The organism is Nocardia sp. NPDC006630, from assembly GCF_040611495.1.
GTDB lineage: Bacteria > Actinomycetota > Actinomycetes > Mycobacteriales > Mycobacteriaceae > Nocardia.
Genome location: NZ_JBEXOK010000006.1, coordinates 195,414 through 212,518, shown reverse-complemented (window position 1 = coordinate 212,518; position 17,105 = coordinate 195,414). Strand labels below are relative to the sequence as shown.

The window sequence follows — 17,105 nt, the reverse complement described above, 5'->3', positions numbered from 1 at the left end:
CGATGAGAATTCAGCCACGACAGCAGATTCTCGGTGTGTGGCGGTCGCTGCTCACCGCCTGCTACCGGGACGGCGAATGGGTGTGGGGCGGGCGCGACGGCTCCAATTCCATCAGTGATGCCGAACAGCTGCTGTGCCTGCTGTATCCGGCGACCGAGATCGACGGCTTCGGCCTGGACCGGCCGGACGATATCCCCGACGATATTCGCGCGGTGCTCTCACCGATGGGCAATCCGCAGCGCGTGGGAGCCACGCTGGTCCGGGTGCTCGAGGACTATATCGATCGCTACACCGAGGTCGTCGAGACCGAGACGGGGGAGCAGCAGGAGCTGGCGGTCTTCGCGGCGGGCAGCTATCTGACCAGCCTCGACGATATCGATCCCACGGACGAGCAGCGCGGTCTCGATATTGTCGACTCCTACTCCATGTCGCTGACCCTGTGCCTGGCCGCGCTGAAGTTCCTGCGCGGTTTCCAGGGCTTCTTGATGACGCAGACCCGCAGGGAAGCACGGGATCTCGCCGCCCGCATCGACCGGCTCGACACCCGGATCAATACCCGCCTGACCGCCGCCATGGTCGGCCTGGTGCGCAGCTTCGTGGTGAATACCGTGACCCCGGAGTCGCCGGAGGGCCGCGCCATGCTCTCCATGCTCAATCAGACCGGCGCGGCCGACCCGTCGGTGGTGGACGCGGTCTCCCGCCGCCTGGAGCGCGTGCGCATCCGGCTGCGCAATGACCTGACCCTCAGTCAGACGCCGGGTGTGGACCTCTACGACGAGGATCTGCTCTTCGAATGCGGCTGGAGCTGGAGTTTGGTGCGTGATGCCGCCTTCATCGATTTTGTCGATATGCCGATCGCCGGCGCACCGGGGTATGCCATCGCCCGCCCCTACCTGCACTTCACCGTGGTGGCGCTGGACGGAATCAATGACCTGACCTCTGCGCGCACCCGTGAGCTGGACCTGCTCGACAGTGAGCAGCGCCGCCTGGCCGAGGCGCTGCAATTGCGCTGGGATCTGGCGCAGCGCTACTGGTCCGCGGTGGCGCGCTTCGGCTCCGGCCGCTGGCCGCTCGAGGACATTCCCTGGCGCACCTCCGACGGCGAGGAGTCGGACTACTTCAGCCTCACGGTGTCGGCGGTCCTCATGCAGGATCTGCTCAACCGGGAAGCCGATGACGACGATCTCACCAGGGCCGCACCGATTTTCGACGAGCTGGCGCGGCGCGGCCGGATCACCAGCCGCATGACGGCGCACGATCCGGCCCGCGCCATGCACACCCCGGGTGTGCGGCTGCGACTCATCGGCAGCGATGAGGTGTACGGCGGCCCGCTCCTGGTCTGGACCGTATCCGACTACGCCACAGTGCTTTTGAAGCGCATCCTGCAGGCGGCCCGGCTCTCCGGGACCATGGAGGTGCGCGACAAACTGCTGCAGCTGGCCCAGGACACCATGGAGCATCTGGACCGCCGCGCCTTCCGCGAGGGCCGGGTCACCGGTCTCTGGGACGATCCGGGCCGGCTCTTCGGCGGCGACGAAAACCATGAGCCCTCCTGGTATCTCACCGAGCGCGTGGTCGAATGCCTGGTCGCCGCAGCGCGCATGTTCCGGGAGCCGCCGCTGCGCTTCCCCAGCATGGTGGCGCGCGCCATGGAATTGCTGATCGAGGCCGAGCATCTGCTCAACGGCCAGCTGCTGGAGCTCAGCGATACGGACAGTTCCGCACTGCGCACCGCCCTGGCCCTGGCGCAGCGCCGCTTGGAACGAGCGCGGATACTCATAGACGAACGCCCCGGCACCGCACTGAGTTTGGCTTCGCAGGCCCTGCTGGAGCTCGATGAACTCGCCTACGCCCGCTTCGACGCCACCAGGAGCGTGTGACGTGCTCGTTTTCTCCGCCTCCGACAAGGGTGGCACCGGTCGTTCGGTGACCAGCGCCAATATGGCCTACCAGCTGAGCATGGACGGCCTCAAGGTCGCGTATCTGGATTTCGATTTCGGTTCGCCGACCGTGGGCGCGATCTTCGAGATCAGCCGGGCGGACCGGGGTATCACCGGTGACGCCGGACTGCACTCGTACATGCTGGGCGACAATGGTTCCGCGGCCCGCCTGAGCGTGCGCTCGGAAACCGACCGCCCCGAACTGCGGCACTCCCGGCATCCCTCCGGTCGCCTGGTGCTCTTCCCCGGCGATGCCGGCGGCGCGGAATTCGCCTCCGCCGACGAGGCCATGGTGCGCCGCTGCGCCGAACTGCTCGCCACCTGTGAGCAGGAATTCGATGTCACCATCGTCGATTTGAGCGCCGGCCGCTCCATCGCCCTCACCCTGGTGCTGCGCGCCACCGCCATGCCGCAGCTGGCCCAGTCCACGGTGCGGTGGCTGGTGTTCCACCGCTGGACCCGCCAGCACCTGGTGGCCGCCAACGGTCTCGTGCACGGCGAGCACGGGCTGCTGGAGACCGGCGCGGCCTGTGGACACGACGGTGCGCGACTGATGGAATCGGTGCGCTACGTGCGGACCGCGGTGCCCGAATTGAACGAGTCCACCGGCCTGCAGGCGGCGCAGGCGGCGTGGCTGCAGGAACAGAACAACACCCTGAGCCGAGCGGCCGTACGCTATCGATTGGGCACTACCCTGATGCTCGGCGCGACGCCGGTCGAGCCGATGCTGCAGTGGCGCGAGCAGGTGATCCTGGATGTCGATGTTGCCGACCGGATCGCGAACGAGAAGACCGTGGCCGCTTTCCGCGAACTCGCCACCCGGGTCAACACTCAGGCTTTCTGGGAAAGGCTGGAGGGACAGTGAGTTCCATCGACTACAGCGAGGCCGGTGAACGCAACCGGGTGGCCGGTCAGCCGCTCTCGCATGTGTCCATCGAAGCCGGGCACTTCTACATGGACGATCTGGTCAATGGGGTGGACCGCATCAAGGCCCAGCTGCGGCGGGTCGCGCCGCTGGTCGAGGCGCACACCCAGGCGGCCCGGCTGGAATTCGGGCCGGGTGCGCGGGTGAGCACCTGCTTCCTGGTGGACGATTACTTCCGACACGACACCGATCCCCGGACCATTCTGGAGAAGCTGCTGCAGGCCGCCACCGAATGCGGTGTGCGCATCGACTATCTGGCGCGGGAGGCGGGCTGCGCCGAGGTCCCGGTCTTCATCGACGGCGAGGCCATCGGCGAACCCATCCGGCTGGCCGAGATGATGGCGGCCCGCATCGTGCCGGAGCCGGAGGATCTGGGGGCCACCGGCCGCCGCCCGGCCACCACCAGCTCCGGCTGGCTGTGCAATGGCCGCCGCTCCTCCGAACATGATGCGGCGCAGGCCATGCGGGTCGCCCCGTATCGGCCGCCGGTGGAATTCGCCGCGCGCAATCATTCGATCTTCCTGGATGTGCAGCTGTGGAGCCGCTACACCGAGCAGGTGTCGGGCGCCGCGGTCGAGCGCACCCAGTGGTCCTGTCCGTTCCTGGCCTCCATCTGGCAGCTGTTGCGGCTGGGCATGATCCGGCACGACGGCGCGGTGGTGGCCAAGCCGCAGACCTGGGCCGATCCGTGGCCCGCGGACTGGTGGAAGATGCCGACCGTGGTGCAGCTCAATCCGGCCGCCGCGCCCTTCGCCGCCTACCGCACGCTGTCGGTGCTGCCGCACAGCTACCTCGGCATCGAGCACGCCGTGCGGGTGATCCTGGACCATCTCCAGCTCGATGACGAGGTCTACGCCAAACTGGCCGAACGCGGTGCGGCCGAACGAATTCCCGTCGATGTGCCGGCGCGGGTCACGCACCGGGTCAACCATGTATTCCTCGGCGACGTCTGATGGGAACGCCATGACGGATCCGCTGGTTCTGCTGGGGGAGGTGCGCTCGGGGCTGCTGCCCGCCTCGATGGCGCTGCCGTCGGCGGAGGTGGCCGAACTACTCGCGCTGCTGCCCGGACAGCGTGTGCTCACGCGGGAACGCCCGCTGGCACTGGCGATTTCGCCGACCTCCGCGGTCGGCGTGGACTGTCAGCTCGCCACCGTCTCCCGTTCGGAGAGCCGCGTGGTCGGCACCGTCGCCTCGCACGCGGCGCTGGTCGGCGGCCGAGTGGCGCAGAGCTCGTCCGTGGTGCGGGTGGTGCGGGCCGCCGATTCGGCCCGGCGGCCGTGGTCGCACTATCTGACCCAGCTCGGCACCGTCGAACTGATTCCCCGGATCGGTGACGATACCGCTGCCGCGGTCGATCTCAGCGAGGGCTTTCTCGAGGCCTCCAGCTCGACCACCCTGGACCTCGGCTCGATCAGCGAGCGGCTGCTCACCCAGGTGCGCACCGATGCCCGGCTCGATCGCCGCCCGCAGCTGCGCACCACCGCGACCCGGTTGCGCTGGGCCGCGCGGGTGGCGCCGCGGCTGGAGGGCGAGGTGCGCAATCGCACCCTGTTCGCCTTCCGGCTGGAGGACGAGACGACCCGCTCGGTGCGGATCATGGTGCCGACCGTCCGGGATCTCGCAGGCGTGCAACGCTTCTGCGAGGATCTGGCGGTGCACGACTGGCTGCTCACCACACTCGATGCCGCGCTGGCCGACGCCGGTCGCCTCGGACCCGAGCGCGATGCGGTGGCGCTGCTGAGCCCGCTGCTGGAACAGCTTGTGCACCTGTGGATGCCGGGTGCGCACACCCCGCCGCGGCTGCGCGAACTGTGGACCCGCCTGGAGGCCGATCCCGGTTTCTCCCGGCAGTGGACGGCGCAGGTCGGGCAATTGCGCGACCGGCTGGCCGTGGCGACGCTGGAAGCGCTGCGCAGCTCCAAGATCAGTACCGCGCAGTGGTGAGCCGGCCTCTCACAGCCGGAACCAGCGGCGCACCAGCAGTGCGAAGAACACCGACAGCGTGACGGTGCCGAGATAGCACTCGATCACGAAGTAGGCGCGTCCCCCGGCACGCAGGCCCTCGGTGTCTCCGGGTCCGAGCGGATTCACGTAATTGACCATCACCTCGTACACGGTGACGGAGAGCGCCTGATTCGAGACCGTCGCAATCGCGACGACGAATACCAGCAGCTGCACGACGATCCAGCCCAGCATGCGGAACGGGCGATACCCGTAGCCGCACACCAGATCCGGGAAGAGCCCGCCGATGCGCCGCCACGCGACCGGCTGCGCCAGCCGCCGTGCGCGCGACAGGGCCAGACCGCAGCGGTCCTCGGCATCGGTGTCCTCGTCGCCGTGGTAGAGGCCGTTCGCCCGCCGGAAGGCCAGGGCGGCGTGCGCGGGCAGGCCCACCGCGACCAGGCGCCGGCCCAATCGTTCGTAGTTCTCGGCGAGCTGCCGCTTCTGCGTGCGGCTCAGCCGCAGCGGTCCCCGGAACTCCACCTCGGCGGCCAGCAGCGCGGCGAGCAGTTTCACCACCGGCACCGATTGCGCTGCGCCGTCGGGGGATTGGGTCAGGGCCTCGGCGTAGAGGTGCCCGAAGACCAGGCTGTCGCCGATGCGGCGGATGCCCGGCGGATCGTAGGTGCCGACCACCGCCTCCACATGGCGGGTGAAGGTATCGAGCAGGGGTCGTTCGGTCACGGTGCGCCGCAGCCGATGCGGCTGATCGAGGAAGCCGGTGATGTCCTCTGCATAGGCGGCGGCATGCCGCTCGACGCGAGTAGTCATGGCCGCGACGAACGGTGACGAGGGCGAGCTCTTTTCGAGCATGATCAATGGTAAAGCTTGCGCACCAGGACATCTCGCGGCTCGTCCGGTCCGAAGTAGTCCACTTCGTGATCGGCCCAGACGAATCCGACCTCTTTGTACAGGTGGTAGGCGGCGCGGTTGCCCGGGCGCACCGTCACGAATACCTGATCGATATGTTCCGCGCGGCAGCGTTCGAGCGCCGATTCCAGCAGTGCGCGACCGTATCCGCGCCCGCGGCAGTGACCGGCGACCGCGAATCCCATGAACCATGCGGAGCCCCCGCCGCCGAGGGCGGCGAGCACATATCCGCAGACTCGGCCCTCGTTCTCGGCGACGGTCCATTCCGGACCGTGCAGCTCGAAGAGTTGGCGCAGAATGAAATACGGATAGGCGAGGTGCGCGAATTCCGCGACCTCCAGGGCCGCAATGGCATCCAGATCCCCCATGGACGCAGACCGGAAAAGCGGTACCTGCGGTTGTCCGAAGGCTAACAACGATGTCCCCTCCACCGGCGTGGTGCGATGGATTCCAGGGTAGGCGTCGTTGGCGCGAATGGGTGCGGTCCGGCCGCCCGCCGTCTGTGAGCGGGTGGCCGGACCGCGCTGACGCAACGCGACGGGGCTACACCGGGCGCACCGGAGGAGGGTGCGACGGCGATCGAAAGGCGGTGCGGCAGCTGCTATTGCGACCAGGGGCCTTCCCCGAACGACCCTGGCCACGCGAACGCGACCGGTTGAGCGTGCGGCGGAGATCGAGCATCCACCACAGTGCGCGATGCACCGCACGTTCATACCGGCCGGCGCCGGTTGTCATGGCAGTGCGCGCTCGTCGAGCACGCACCGTCCCTCCTCGACCAGCGTCGCACGAGCGCGCCGCCGCACCTTGCAGGTCTGCACCGTGCAGTCGAGGTGCAATTGCATTGCGGCGTGTGCCTGTTCGATGCTCATGATGCCCGGATCCCTGCGACAACGCAGCAAACCGGCGACGTGCATATTGAGAGTTGTCAGTTGCATGTCCCGACCTCCGTGAGAGACCGGTGGTAAGGGGTGACGACTTCGGCCATGACTCCTCGTTCCGCATGGGATACCTGAAGTGCCCGGAGAATTCAGGAAACGAAAGGGGCCTAGCAACACCACTCCGGGCACATATCCAGCACACCATGAGCAGACGCCCGGCGGGCGTTTTTCGAAGATGAGAACGCAAAATTGCGCGAATTCCCAGCAGTGAATCCACTTGGGGGAGGAGGATTCCCCATAGTGGACGAACCCCCCCGCCGATGAACATGTGTCCGGGGAGTGGGTCCGGGCGGGAGCCGGTGTACCGCAAGCCTAACGCACGGTGTTTCAGACCCCTGTGCACCGCTGCCGCCGACCCGGTCCTCCCCGCCCGAGAACGGAGTGCGCTGTGTCCGAGAGCCCTGCGTCATCGACCCTGCCGCGCCGCCAGCTCGGCCGCTACCTGCGGGACTGGCGAATTCAGGCCGGGTTGACCATCGCCGAGGCCGCAAAACTCATGGAGTGGGGCGCGAGCACATTACAGCGCTTGGAGAAGGGCAATGCGGATCGCATCCGCACCATCGACATCCACGAGCTGTGCCGCATCTACGGCATACCGGGCGAAATCGCCGAGGGGCTCAAGGGTTTGGCGCAGCAGGCGGCCGTCAAGAGCTGGTGGCACTCCTACGGCGACCTCATCCCGGAGAATTTCGACATCTACGTGGGGCTGGAAGCATCCGCGCAGCAGTTGTCCTGCTACCAATCGGAATTGGTACCGGGCCTGCTGCAGATCGCCGACTACGCAAGGGCCCTGAACAGTCTCGGATACCCGAACGACGGTGCGGCGGAACTGGATCGGCGAGTTCAGCTGCGGTTGCAGCGGCAGGCGCTCATCACCCGGCGCATGCATCCGGCGACGGTCGCCATGGTGTTGCACGAATCGGTATTGCGGCGCTCCGTGGGAGGTGCAAAGGTGATGGCGGCGCAGGTGCGGCACTTGGCCGACCTGAGTACCCGGCCCAATGTCGTCCTGCGCATTCTGCCCTTCGCAGCCGGTGTCCCCCTGGGACTTTCGACCGGTCCGTTCGTGATTCTCGAGTTCGGGGCCGACAGCAAAGGGCAGCCGGTGGAACCCCCGGTGGTCTACGTGGAGGGGTTCACCGGCGATCTCTATCTCGAAAGACAGGGCGACGTTCAGCGTTATCGCCGGGCACTGGATGCTCTGGAGCGCTGTGCGCTGGATGTCCAGGACAGCAGAATCCTGCTGCGGCAGGTGGCGAAGGAGTATTCGGCATGAGCATCGAAGAATTCGCTGGGGCCCGCTGGTTCAAGAGCAGTCGCAGCGGCGCGGGCAAGGAGTGCGTCGAGGTGGCTTTTCTGACCGGTGATCGGGTCGGCGTGCGGGACAGCAAGAATCCGCACGGTCCCGCCCTGGTATTCGGTGCGGGGGAGTGGGCGGCGTTCACATCTGGTATCGATGGCGGCGCATTCGACAGTTGATCCGCGGCGGGCGGCGAAACTACTGTTCACCGCCCGCTTTCACGGAAGATCACGAATCGGTCGCCGTTATGTCTCGAAAACATGTTTGCCACGGCAAAGCTTGGGTATCCAATATTCCGTGGACCGAGGGCTCAGAAATTCCCGAACCCGGTACCGCAAAGTGGATCCCGGCGACTGGGTGGAACGACTGATCGTCGGGCTGCTCTTCGCGGTATCGGCGATCGGCGTGTACGTACTCACCGGAGCCCTGATCTCGGCGCTGGCGGTGGGCTTGCTCGTCGGCGCCGTTGCGCTCGGCGTCGTCGCAATGCTGTAGTACCGCTCCGAGCTTGTGGAACCGCTCCGTCCTCCCGGTACGTTTTTGGCCGGGACCCACACTGCAACTGTGGATCCCGACCAAAGACGTACGGGGTGACGAGCGCTATCGCCGGAAGAGCTTGTTGCCCAACCAGACCAGCGGATCGTACTTCTGATCGGCCACCCGCTCCTTGAGCGGAATGAGCGCATTGTCGGTGATCTTGATGTGCTCCGGGCAGACCTCGGTGCAGCACTTGGTGATATTGCAGAGCCCGAGCCCGGCCTCGTCCTGCGCGAGCTCGCGCCGATCGGCCACATCCAGCGGATGCATTTCCAATTCCGCGATCCGCATCAGATAGCGCGGTCCGGCGAAGGACTCCTTGTTCTCCTCGTGATCACGCACCACGTGACAGGTGTTCTGGCACAGGAAGCATTCGATGCACTTGCGGAATTCCTGCGACCGCTCCACATCCTGCTGCTGCATCCGGTACTCGCCCGGCTTCAGATCCACCGGAGGCGTGAAAGACGGTATTTCCCGGGCCTTCTGGTAGTTGAAGGACACATCGGTGACCAGATCGCGGATCACCGGGAAGGCGCGCAGCGGCGTCACCGTGATCACGTCCTCGGGCGTGAAGGTGTTCATGCGCGTCATGCACAGCAGTCGCGGGCGGCCGTTCACCTCCGCCGAACACGAACCGCACTTGCCGGCCTTGCAATTCCAGCGCACCGCCAGATCCGGGGTCTGCGTGGCCTGCAGCCGGTGGATGACATCGAGCACCACCTCGCCCTCGTTCACCTGCACGGTGAAGTCGGCCAGCGCGCCACCCTCGATATCGCCGCGCCAGACCTTGAACTTCGCGTCGTAAGCCATGGCTATTCCGCCTCTCCGGCGCCGTCGCGCACGGGCGCGAGGTCGGCAGTGCTGTAGTACTTTTCGAGTTCCGTCAGATCGAACAGCTTCAGGAGATCGACGCGCATGGGCAGCTGATCCTCCGGAGTCACCGTCACCGAGGGCACCGAGAATCCGACCTCGTCCGGATCGATGCGGCAGACCAGCAGCTTATTGCGCCACACCGGATCCATGCCGCGATGATCATCACGGGTGTGGCCGCCGCGGCTCTCGGTGCGCAGCAGTGCGGCCTGGGCGACACATTCGCTGATCAGCAACATATTTCGCAGATCCAGCGCCAGATGCCAGCCCGGATTGAACTGCCGATGCCCCTCGACGGTGACGCTGTCGAAGCGGTCGCGCATCTCCGAGAGCTTCTCGATGGCCTGCTTCAGCTCACCCTCCTTGCGGATGATGCCGACCAGATCGTTCATGGTCTGCTGCAGATCCAGGTGCATGGTGTACGGGTTCTCGCCGGTGCCGCTGGTGGGCGAATCGAACGGCGCCACAGTGGCTTTCGCCGCCGCGGCGATATCGGCGTCGGAAACCTTGGGCCGTCCCGGCAGCTGCTCCACATAGGTGGCCGCGCCCATACCCGCGCGCCGCCCGAACACCAGCAGATCCGAGAGCGAGTTGCCGCCGAGCCGGTTCGAGCCGTGCATACCGCCGGAACACTCACCGGCGGCGAACAATCCGGGCACCGTCGCCGCACCGGTATCGGGATCGACCTCGATACCGCCCATGACGTAGTGGCAGGTCGGGCCGACCTCCATGGGCTCCTTGGTGATATCCACATCCGCCAGTTCCAAGAACTGGTGGTGCATGGACGGCAGCCGCCTCTTGATCTCCGCGGCGGGCATGCGTGAGGCGATATCCAGGTACACGCCGCCGTGCTCGGTGCCGCGCCCGGCCTTGACCTCTTCGTTGATGGCGCGGGCGACCTCGTCGCGGGGGAGCAGATCAGGGGTGCGGCGCGCGGAGTCGTTGTCCTTCAACCACTGATCGGCCTCCTGCTCGGTTTCGGCGTACTGCCCCTTGAAGACCGGGGGTATGTAGTCGAACATGAAGCGCTGGCCGTCGGAGTTCTTGAGGATGCCGCCGTCACCGCGCACGCCCTCGGTGACCAGGATGCCCTTCACGCTGGGCGGCCAGACCATGCCGGTCGGATGGAACTGCAGGAACTCCATATTGATGAGCGTGGCGCCCGCCCGCAGTGCGAGTGCGTGGCCGTCGCCGGTGTACTCCCAGGAGTTCGAGGTCACCTTGTAGGACTTGCCGATACCGCCGGTCGCCAGCACCACCGCGGGCGTCTCGAAGAGGATGAACCGCCCCGATTCGCGCCAGTAGCCGAACGCCCCGGAGATCTTGTCGCCGTCCTTGAGCAGTTCGGTGATGGTGCACTCGGCGAAGATCTTGACGCGGGCCTCGTAATCACCCGTGGCCGCGAAATCTTCCTGCTGCAGCGAAACGATCTTCTGCTGCATGGTGCGGATGAGCTCGAGCCCGGTGCGGTCACCGACGTGTGCCAGGCGCGGGTAGGTGTGCCCGCCGAAGTTGCGCTGGCTGATCCGGCCGTCCTTGGTCCGATCGAACAGCGCCCCATAGGTTTCCAGCTCCCACACCCGGTCGGGGGCCTCCTGGGCGTGCAACTCGGCCATGCGCCAGTTGTTCAGGAACTTGCCGCCGCGCATGGTGTCCTTGAAATGGGTCTGCCAATTGTCCTTCTCATTGGCATTGCCCATGGCGGCCGCGCAGCCGCCCTCGGCCATGACGGTGTGCGCCTTGCCGAACAGCGACTTGCACACCACCGCCACCGACAGGCCGTGTTCGCGGGCTTCGATGACCGCGCGCAGTCCGGCGCCGCCCGCACCGATGACCACGACGTCGTACTTGTGCCGTTCGACTTCAGGCATGGAACCGAATACTCCTGACAGACTTGAGGATTGGAATCAACCGATCGATCAGCCGATGAGCCGCGGATCGGTGATGGTGCCGCTCGAGACCAACATGATGTAGAAATCGGTCAGGACGAGCGTGCCGAGGGTGGTCCAGGCCAGCAGCATGTGCCGGGTGTTCAATGCGGACACCTTGGTCCAGAACCAGTAGCGCACCGGGTGCTTCGAGAAATTCTTGAGCCGCCCGCCCGCAATGTGCCGGCAGGAGTGGCACGACAGCGTGTACGCCCACAGCAGCAGCGCGTTCGCGGTGATGATGAGGGTGCCCAGGCCGATGCCGAAGCCGCCGCCCTTGGCGTGGAAGGAGATCGCCGCGTCGTAGGTGTTGATCACCGCGATGATGGCCGCCACGAAGAAGAAGTAGCGATGTGCGTTCTGGATGATCAGCGGAAGCTTGGTCTCACCGGTGTATTTCGCATGCGGTTCGGCCACCGCGCACGCCGGCGGCGAGAACCACACGGCCCGGTAGTAGGCCTTGCGGTAGTAGTAGCAGGTGAGCCGGAACAGCAACAGGAAGGGCAACACCAGGAAGCCCAGCGGAATCCACATCGGCAGATGGCCGATGGGTGCGCCGAGGTGACTGGAGCCCGCGACGCAGGATGCGCTCAGGCAGGGTGAGTAGAACGGCGTCAGATAGTGGTAGTCGTTCACCCAATATGCTGCGCGCGCAAAGGATCTGATGGTTGCGTAGATGACGAAGGTACCGAGGCCCAGCACGGTGACCAGCGGTGGAACCCACCAGCGATCGGTCCGTAGGGTGCGCGCCGCGATGGCCGCGCGACCCTTGCTGAATACCCCGGTCGTGCTCGATTCAGGTGCCTTGACTGGTGCGGCGCTCACTGCTGGATGCCTCGCTGCTCTACCCCGTGGAACGTCATCGTTACCTCCGGCATCGAATGTGATGGTCAGCACCCTACGACAGGACAGCTATCACTCGAGCTCGCAACCGTGAATTCGTGATCGCGTGATTTGCGCCACAATTCAGAAATTCTGCGGCCTGTCGTTTGCTTAGTGAACAAACGGCAATCGTTGCGGGACGGGCTCGAACGGGTCCGATTCGGGGCGCGGGCACGCTGAGAGCCCGAATGACTCCCCGTTCCGTTCGCGGACCGTCACACGGCAGCAACAAGACTGTGGTGACCTTGCCCCTGAGCAGTACACCGAGCCGGTGCGAGCGTGAAGGGAGCCGGTTGATGAGGAGAGCCGCGATCGTGATGCCTATGCGCACACCCGTCGGCCTGCCGGGAGGTGCGTTGGCGGCGGTCGCGCCGCAGCGCCTGATCTCGACGATATTGGCGGCCGTGGTGGGCCGTTCGGGTATAGACCCCTATCGCATCGAGCAACTCGTCACGGCCGTTCCGGACCACGGTTCGGTGCGCGCGGCCGTCCCGCTGGCCGGATTGCCCTCCGATCTCGGCGAATTCCCCATCGGCAGCGGTCCGGGCGCGGGCCTGCGCGCCCTCATCACCGCCGCCATGATGGTGCAGACCGGTACGGCCGACGTGGTACTGACGCTCGGCGCCGAATATCCCTGCGGCCCAGCATCGACCGGCGGCCTGCGCGGTCCGCTCGGCGCCGGACCGCTGCCGCGCGGTCCCCGCACCTCCGTCCGGCTACCGGGTGGTGAAGCGGCGGGCGTCGACACCGGTGAGCAACTCGCGGTCTGGGGTGCGGCCGAAGCCGCCCGCGGGCCAATGGAATTGAAGGACGCCGAACTGCTCGCCCAGCACTACGGGGTCACCCGGGCGGCGGCGGACGAATACGCCGCGGGCAGTCATCGCCGCGCGGCGCGGGCCCGGCGCCAGGGGATCTTCGGCGCGGAAACCGCGCCCGTGGTGGTGAATGCCGTTCCGGACGACTCGAATTCCGGTGTGGTGCAACTGGTCGACCGCGATGAGGGCCTGCGCGACGATGTCTCGGCCCGCGCCTTCGCCGCCCTGGAACCGTTTGTGCCCGGCGGCGTCACCACCGTCGGCAACAGCAGCACCCGCACCCTCGCCGCCTCGGCCTGCCTGGTGGTGGCCGAGGACCGGCTGGTCGATCTGGGCCTGGCGCCCATGGGCTATCTGGTCGACTGGGCCTGTGCCACCGGCGATCCGGATATCGCGGTGCCCGCCGCCGGACTGGCGGTGGGTAAATCCCTGGCCCGCAGCGGTTTCGGCCTGGACGATCTGGATGTGGTCGAGATCGACGAGACCAGCGCCGCCGAGATCCTGGCGCTCACCCGGCTGTGGGAGCGCGAGGGCTGGACGTTCGATCCGGCCGCGAGCCTGAACGTGCACGGCGCCGCCATCGCGCTGGGTGATCCGGGCGGTGCCGCCGGCCTGCGCATGGTCACCACCCTGCTGCACGAACTGGCCCGCCGCGAAGGCGGTTACGGCCTCGCGGCCCTGCCCACCGGACCCTCGCAGGCCATGGCCGCGGTCTTCGAGAGCGCCTACACCGTCCAGGACGTGCCGACGCCGCGTGGCGCCCGCTTCCACGGCGCCCGCCCGCCTCGTCGTCTGGGCCGTCACCGCTCCTGAAGCGCGGTACGACACGCCGTTCGACACGCCGAGTGTTGCTGCCGAACGGAATCGCTTGGAGAGCTCCGCTAGCACATCGACGGTGGTAGCGGAAGCCACCGCTTTTGGTGAACGCCGCTCCGACGTCAAGTGCCCTGGTCAGGGTGCGCCCCGGAAATGGCTGCCCAGCAGGGGTTTCGATATGTGGTCGTCGGTTCATCCGACGTAAGTGCCGAAAATTTGCTCCATCGATAGTGCGCCTGGCGAAGAATTTTGGGCGATATGCCTTGATCATGAAATGGTCGCTTGCTATGTTGCGTGCGTCACGTTCGATAGGTGAACGTGATCATTCCTCTTTGCGGGCAGGCGCCGTTCGCACGGGGCAATGTCTAACGTGCACAAGGAGATTCACGATGGGTTCGTTGAGCGATCTGCTCGGCTCCATAATTCCGGCCCTCGGGTCCGCCGTCGCGGGCGATGGCCTCTTGGACACCTTCCTCGGCTCGCTGGCGAAATTCCGTCAGTAGCAGGCCATTCGCGACACCTCACACGTACGACTAAGGAGATACACATGGGATCGCTCTGGGATGTCCTCGGCAAGGGCAGCGGCAGTGTCGGCAGTGTCGGAACCACGATTGTGAACGCGCTGATCACGCTCAGCGGCGGCACTCCGGCGGCCGGTAAGTAATTCACCCGCAGTCGAATACGGGGGTGCACCATATCGGTGTGCCCCCTTGGCGATGTTCCAGGGACACAGGCGATTTCATGACTATGCAGCGGTTGCGCGGCACCGCGTTCCAGATGACGCTCCTACTGGCGGCGGCCCTGCTGTGGACCGTGTCCACCCCCGCGGCGCCGGCGGCGCACGCCGCACCGGCCCGGGTGGTGTCGCAGACCGCCGGTGCGGGACGGCTGGTGCAGATCAGCGTCTACTCACCTGCCATGGACCGGAATATCCCGCTCCAGGTGCTCCGGCCCGCGGACACCGGCACCCCGGCGCCCACCCTGTACCTGCTCAACGGTGCGGGCGGTGGCGAGGATGCCGCGAGCTGGGTCGCGCAGACCGATCTGAACGGGTTCTTCGCCGATAAACAGGTGAATATCGTTGTCCCCATGGAGGGGGCCTTCAGCTACTACACCGATTGGCAGCAGGACGACGCCGGTCTGGGCAAGAAGCTCGGCAACAACGGCCGGAACAAGTGGGCCACCTTCCTCACCGAGGAGCTGCCGCCGGTCATCGATCGCGCCTTCGGAACGAACGGCGTGAACGGCCTGGCGGGCATCTCCATGGCCGGCACCTCCGTGCTCGACCTGGCCATTCAGGCGCCCGAGCTGTATCGCGGCGTCGCCGCCTACAGCGGGTGCGCCATGACGAGTGATCCACTGGGACAGTCGGCAATCAATTTCGTCATCAGTCTCGGCGGCGGGCGGGCACAGAATATGTGGGGCCCGCTGGGCGGACCGGAGTGGCGCGAACACGATGTGCTGCTGCACGCGGACCGCCTGCCGAACATTCCCATGTACATCTCCAGCGGCACCGGAATGCCCGGCCCCCACGACGATCTCGCCGATCCGACCGTCCGGCAGAGCGTCACCACCCTCGCCAATCAGATGCTGATCGGCGGCGGCATCGAGGCCACCACGCACTACTGCACCACGCAGCTCGCCGCGCGCACGAATGCCCTGGGCCGCACCGATATCACCTACAGTCTCGACGGTTCCGGAACGCACTCCTGGGGCTACTGGCAGGACGAACTGCACAAATCCTGGCCGATTCTCGGACAGGCATTGGGCGTGTGAAATACTTTGCGCCGCAGCGATGATCGGCGGTAGGCCCGCCGATCACCTTTAGTCCCGGTGTGATTCGAGTGCCTGCCAGGTGTCGTCGAACGATTGCAACAGCAATTCCGCGTAGTGCGCGGTATCCGGCATCATCGCCTTATCGGCGCTGAAGCTGATGATCAGCTCTTCCCCCTGCGAGGTGGTCAGGTGCCGCAGGCCGTCCCCGTCCATGATGGGCAGCGCGCCGAACGCGCTGATCATCGGCGCACCCAGGAACTGCAGCCGCTCGGCAACGGGCGGCACATTGCTGATGGTGGTATTGGACAGCGGCACCGTCGCCACCTCGTCGAATCGCCGTTGCGCCCGGGCCCATCCGGCCAGCCGCAGCAGCCAGGCGGGCGAGGTGTGCACCCGCTCCTCGCGGCGCAGCACCGCGGTATCGGCCCCGCGCTGCTTCTCCCGCCGGATCGATTCGCGGATGGCCCGCAGCCGCTGCACCGGATCCGCGATATCGGTGTGCAGATCGACCGACATCTGGGTGAGCTGATTCGCCGAATTCCACTGGGCGAGACCGCGCATGGAACGGGGCACCATGGCGGCCAGTGCGCCCGCCGGCGTCTCACCGCGCTCGGTCAGATAGGCCGCCAGCGCACCGGACACCACCGTCAGCACCAGGTCGTTGACCGTAATCCGCTCCGGCGCTGCGGCTTTCGCCTGCTGTATCGACGCCATCGGAATGCGCACCAGATCGAAGCCGAAAAGCGGATCCACCTGCCGATTGAATCGGGTGGCGGGCCGCAGTGCGAGCGGTTCGTGAATGGCCTGTGCCGCCACCCGCTCGCGGGCCGTCGCGGCCGCCGCCCGGGTGCGCCGCAAGCCGATCGCGAAGCGCGTCAGTCGATAGGGCAGCACCGCCGCCGCCCGGCCGAAGGCCCGGCGCGCGGACCACTCCCGCGCATCGGCCGATTCCGTGATTGCGGGCAGCTCACTGCCGTCGAACAACTTCAGTTCCAGCTCGCGGGTCGCCACGCCGTCGCCCGCGCTGTGATGAAATCCGAGCAGTACCAGCGTGACCGGAGTATCGGGCGCGCCCGGAAAACCCGTCACCCGATCGAAGATATGTATCCGCCAGGGCGGTCGCGTGAGATCCATTCGGGTGGCGGCGATTTCCGCGATGCGGGGTCGCACGGCCGCCCATTCGCGGAGGGATTCCAGCACGACGTGCCGGTCGATATCGAAGTCCCGGTCCCACACCCAGTAGGGCAGATCCAGATCCAGCGGAACCCGCGCCAGCCGGCGCTGGAACAGGCGGAAATGGCCGAGACGCGCTCGTACCCAGGGGATCACATGCGCCGCATCGGGCGCCGCAGCGCCCGGCGCGGCGGCGTCGAAGGCGTATACCGCGACGATATTCGACGGGTGGCGTTCGAACTCGTCATAGATGAAGACGGCATCTCGCGCCGTCAATTGCTCTGCGGGGCTCACGCATACTCCTGCCCGGGACGGCGCTGTCGCGGCGATC

The 17,105-nt window shown here is 66.5% G+C and carries 16 protein-coding genes; 9 read left to right on the top strand and 7 right to left on the bottom strand.

Annotated elements, in window-relative coordinates; all coding sequences use genetic code 11:
• The first annotated feature begins 2 nt into the window (after nt 1–2).
• From ABZX86_RS19245 to ABZX86_RS19230, 4 genes are read left to right on the top strand one after another with little or no spacing between them, the layout of a single operon-like run.
• A complete protein-coding gene (locus tag ABZX86_RS19245) occupies nt 3–1,880 on the top strand; it encodes an SCO2524 family protein (protein WP_355125189.1) in 1,878 nt (625 codons plus the stop codon).
• Between the two features lies 1 nt (nt 1,881).
• Complete coding sequence (locus ABZX86_RS19240; protein WP_297610640.1) at nt 1,882–2,805, top strand: SCO2523 family variant P-loop protein; 924 nt, start codon at nt 1,882–1,884, stop codon at nt 2,803–2,805.
• Nucleotides 2,802–3,818, top strand: coding sequence for an SCO2522 family protein (locus tag ABZX86_RS19235; RefSeq protein WP_355125187.1), 1,017 nt, complete (start codon nt 2,802–2,804; stop codon nt 3,816–3,818). The genes ABZX86_RS19240 and ABZX86_RS19235 overlap by 4 nt, the downstream gene beginning before the upstream one ends.
• Nucleotides 3,819–3,828: 10 nt before the next feature.
• Nucleotides 3,829–4,812 carry an SCO2521 family protein gene (locus ABZX86_RS19230; protein WP_355125185.1) on the top strand — a complete coding sequence of 328 codons (984 nt, stop codon included), beginning with the start codon at nt 3,829–3,831 and terminating at the stop codon, nt 4,810–4,812.
• 9 nt (nt 4,813–4,821) lie between these two features.
• Here the strand turns inward: ABZX86_RS19230 and ABZX86_RS19225 are convergent, their stop codons facing one another.
• The 3 genes from ABZX86_RS19225 to ABZX86_RS19215 all read right to left on the bottom strand — a co-directional run bounded on the left by ABZX86_RS19225 (nt 4,822) and on the right by ABZX86_RS19215 (nt 6,674).
• Entirely contained in the window at nt 4,822–5,688 is an 867-nt protein-coding gene (locus tag ABZX86_RS19225; RefSeq protein WP_355125183.1) for a hypothetical protein, read from the bottom strand.
• On the bottom strand, nt 5,685–6,107 hold the full coding sequence (locus ABZX86_RS19220; RefSeq protein ID WP_355125181.1) for a GNAT family N-acetyltransferase: 423 nt from the start codon (nt 6,105–6,107) through the stop codon (nt 5,685–5,687). The genes ABZX86_RS19225 and ABZX86_RS19220 overlap by 4 nt, the downstream gene beginning before the upstream one ends.
• Before the next feature lie 363 nt (nt 6,108–6,470).
• Nucleotides 6,471–6,674, bottom strand: coding sequence for a hypothetical protein (locus ABZX86_RS19215; RefSeq protein ID WP_355125179.1), 204 nt, complete (start codon nt 6,672–6,674; stop codon nt 6,471–6,473).
• 391 nt (nt 6,675–7,065) lie between these two features.
• Between ABZX86_RS19215 and ABZX86_RS19210 the strand changes: the two genes are divergently transcribed.
• The 3 genes from ABZX86_RS19210 to ABZX86_RS19200 all read left to right on the top strand — a co-directional run bounded on the left by ABZX86_RS19210 (nt 7,066) and on the right by ABZX86_RS19200 (nt 8,472).
• Complete coding sequence (locus ABZX86_RS19210) at nt 7,066–7,953, top strand: helix-turn-helix transcriptional regulator (RefSeq protein ID WP_355125177.1); 888 nt, start codon at nt 7,066–7,068, stop codon at nt 7,951–7,953.
• Nucleotides 7,950–8,156 (top strand): DUF397 domain-containing protein, encoded by a 207-nt coding sequence (locus tag ABZX86_RS19205; protein ID WP_355125175.1) that lies wholly within the window; start codon nt 7,950–7,952, stop codon nt 8,154–8,156. The genes ABZX86_RS19210 and ABZX86_RS19205 overlap by 4 nt, the downstream gene beginning before the upstream one ends.
• A gap of 178 nt (nt 8,157–8,334) precedes the next feature.
• Nucleotides 8,335–8,472 carry a hypothetical protein gene (locus tag ABZX86_RS19200; RefSeq protein ID WP_355125173.1) on the top strand — a complete coding sequence of 46 codons (138 nt, stop codon included), beginning with the start codon at nt 8,335–8,337 and terminating at the stop codon, nt 8,470–8,472.
• Between the two features lie 105 nt (nt 8,473–8,577).
• Here the strand turns inward: ABZX86_RS19200 and ABZX86_RS19195 are convergent, their stop codons facing one another.
• The 3 genes from ABZX86_RS19195 to ABZX86_RS19185 are packed head-to-tail and all read right to left on the bottom strand — an operon-like array spanning nt 8,578 to nt 12,137.
• Nucleotides 8,578–9,324 carry a succinate dehydrogenase/fumarate reductase iron-sulfur subunit gene (locus ABZX86_RS19195; protein WP_355125171.1) on the bottom strand — a complete coding sequence of 249 codons (747 nt, stop codon included), beginning with the start codon at nt 9,322–9,324 and terminating at the stop codon, nt 8,578–8,580.
• A 2-nt stretch (nt 9,325–9,326) separates the two neighbouring features.
• Complete coding sequence (locus ABZX86_RS19190; protein ID WP_355125169.1) at nt 9,327–11,255, bottom strand: fumarate reductase/succinate dehydrogenase flavoprotein subunit; 1,929 nt, start codon at nt 11,253–11,255, stop codon at nt 9,327–9,329.
• Nucleotides 11,256–11,303: 48 nt separating this feature from the next.
• Complete coding sequence (locus ABZX86_RS19185; RefSeq protein WP_355125165.1) at nt 11,304–12,137, bottom strand: hypothetical protein; 834 nt, start codon at nt 12,135–12,137, stop codon at nt 11,304–11,306.
• A gap of 245 nt (nt 12,138–12,382) precedes the next feature.
• Between ABZX86_RS19185 and ABZX86_RS19180 the strand changes: the two genes are divergently transcribed.
• Both ABZX86_RS19180 and ABZX86_RS19175 read left to right on the top strand, forming a co-directional pair.
• Nucleotides 12,383–13,822 carry an acetyl-CoA acetyltransferase gene (locus tag ABZX86_RS19180; protein ID WP_355125163.1) on the top strand — a complete coding sequence of 480 codons (1,440 nt, stop codon included), beginning with the start codon at nt 12,383–12,385 and terminating at the stop codon, nt 13,820–13,822.
• A gap of 744 nt (nt 13,823–14,566) precedes the next feature.
• The gene (locus ABZX86_RS19175; protein ID WP_355125161.1) at nt 14,567–15,601 is read left to right on the top strand and encodes an alpha/beta hydrolase family protein; all 1,035 of its coding nucleotides are present in this window, start codon (nt 14,567–14,569) and stop codon (nt 15,599–15,601) included.
• A 48-nt stretch (nt 15,602–15,649) separates the two neighbouring features.
• Here the strand turns inward: ABZX86_RS19175 and ABZX86_RS19170 are convergent, their stop codons facing one another.
• Nucleotides 15,650–17,068, bottom strand: a complete 1,419-nt coding sequence (locus ABZX86_RS19170) for a wax ester/triacylglycerol synthase family O-acyltransferase (RefSeq protein WP_355125159.1) — start codon at nt 17,066–17,068, stop codon at nt 15,650–15,652.
• Nucleotides 17,069–17,105: the final 37 nt, after the last annotated feature.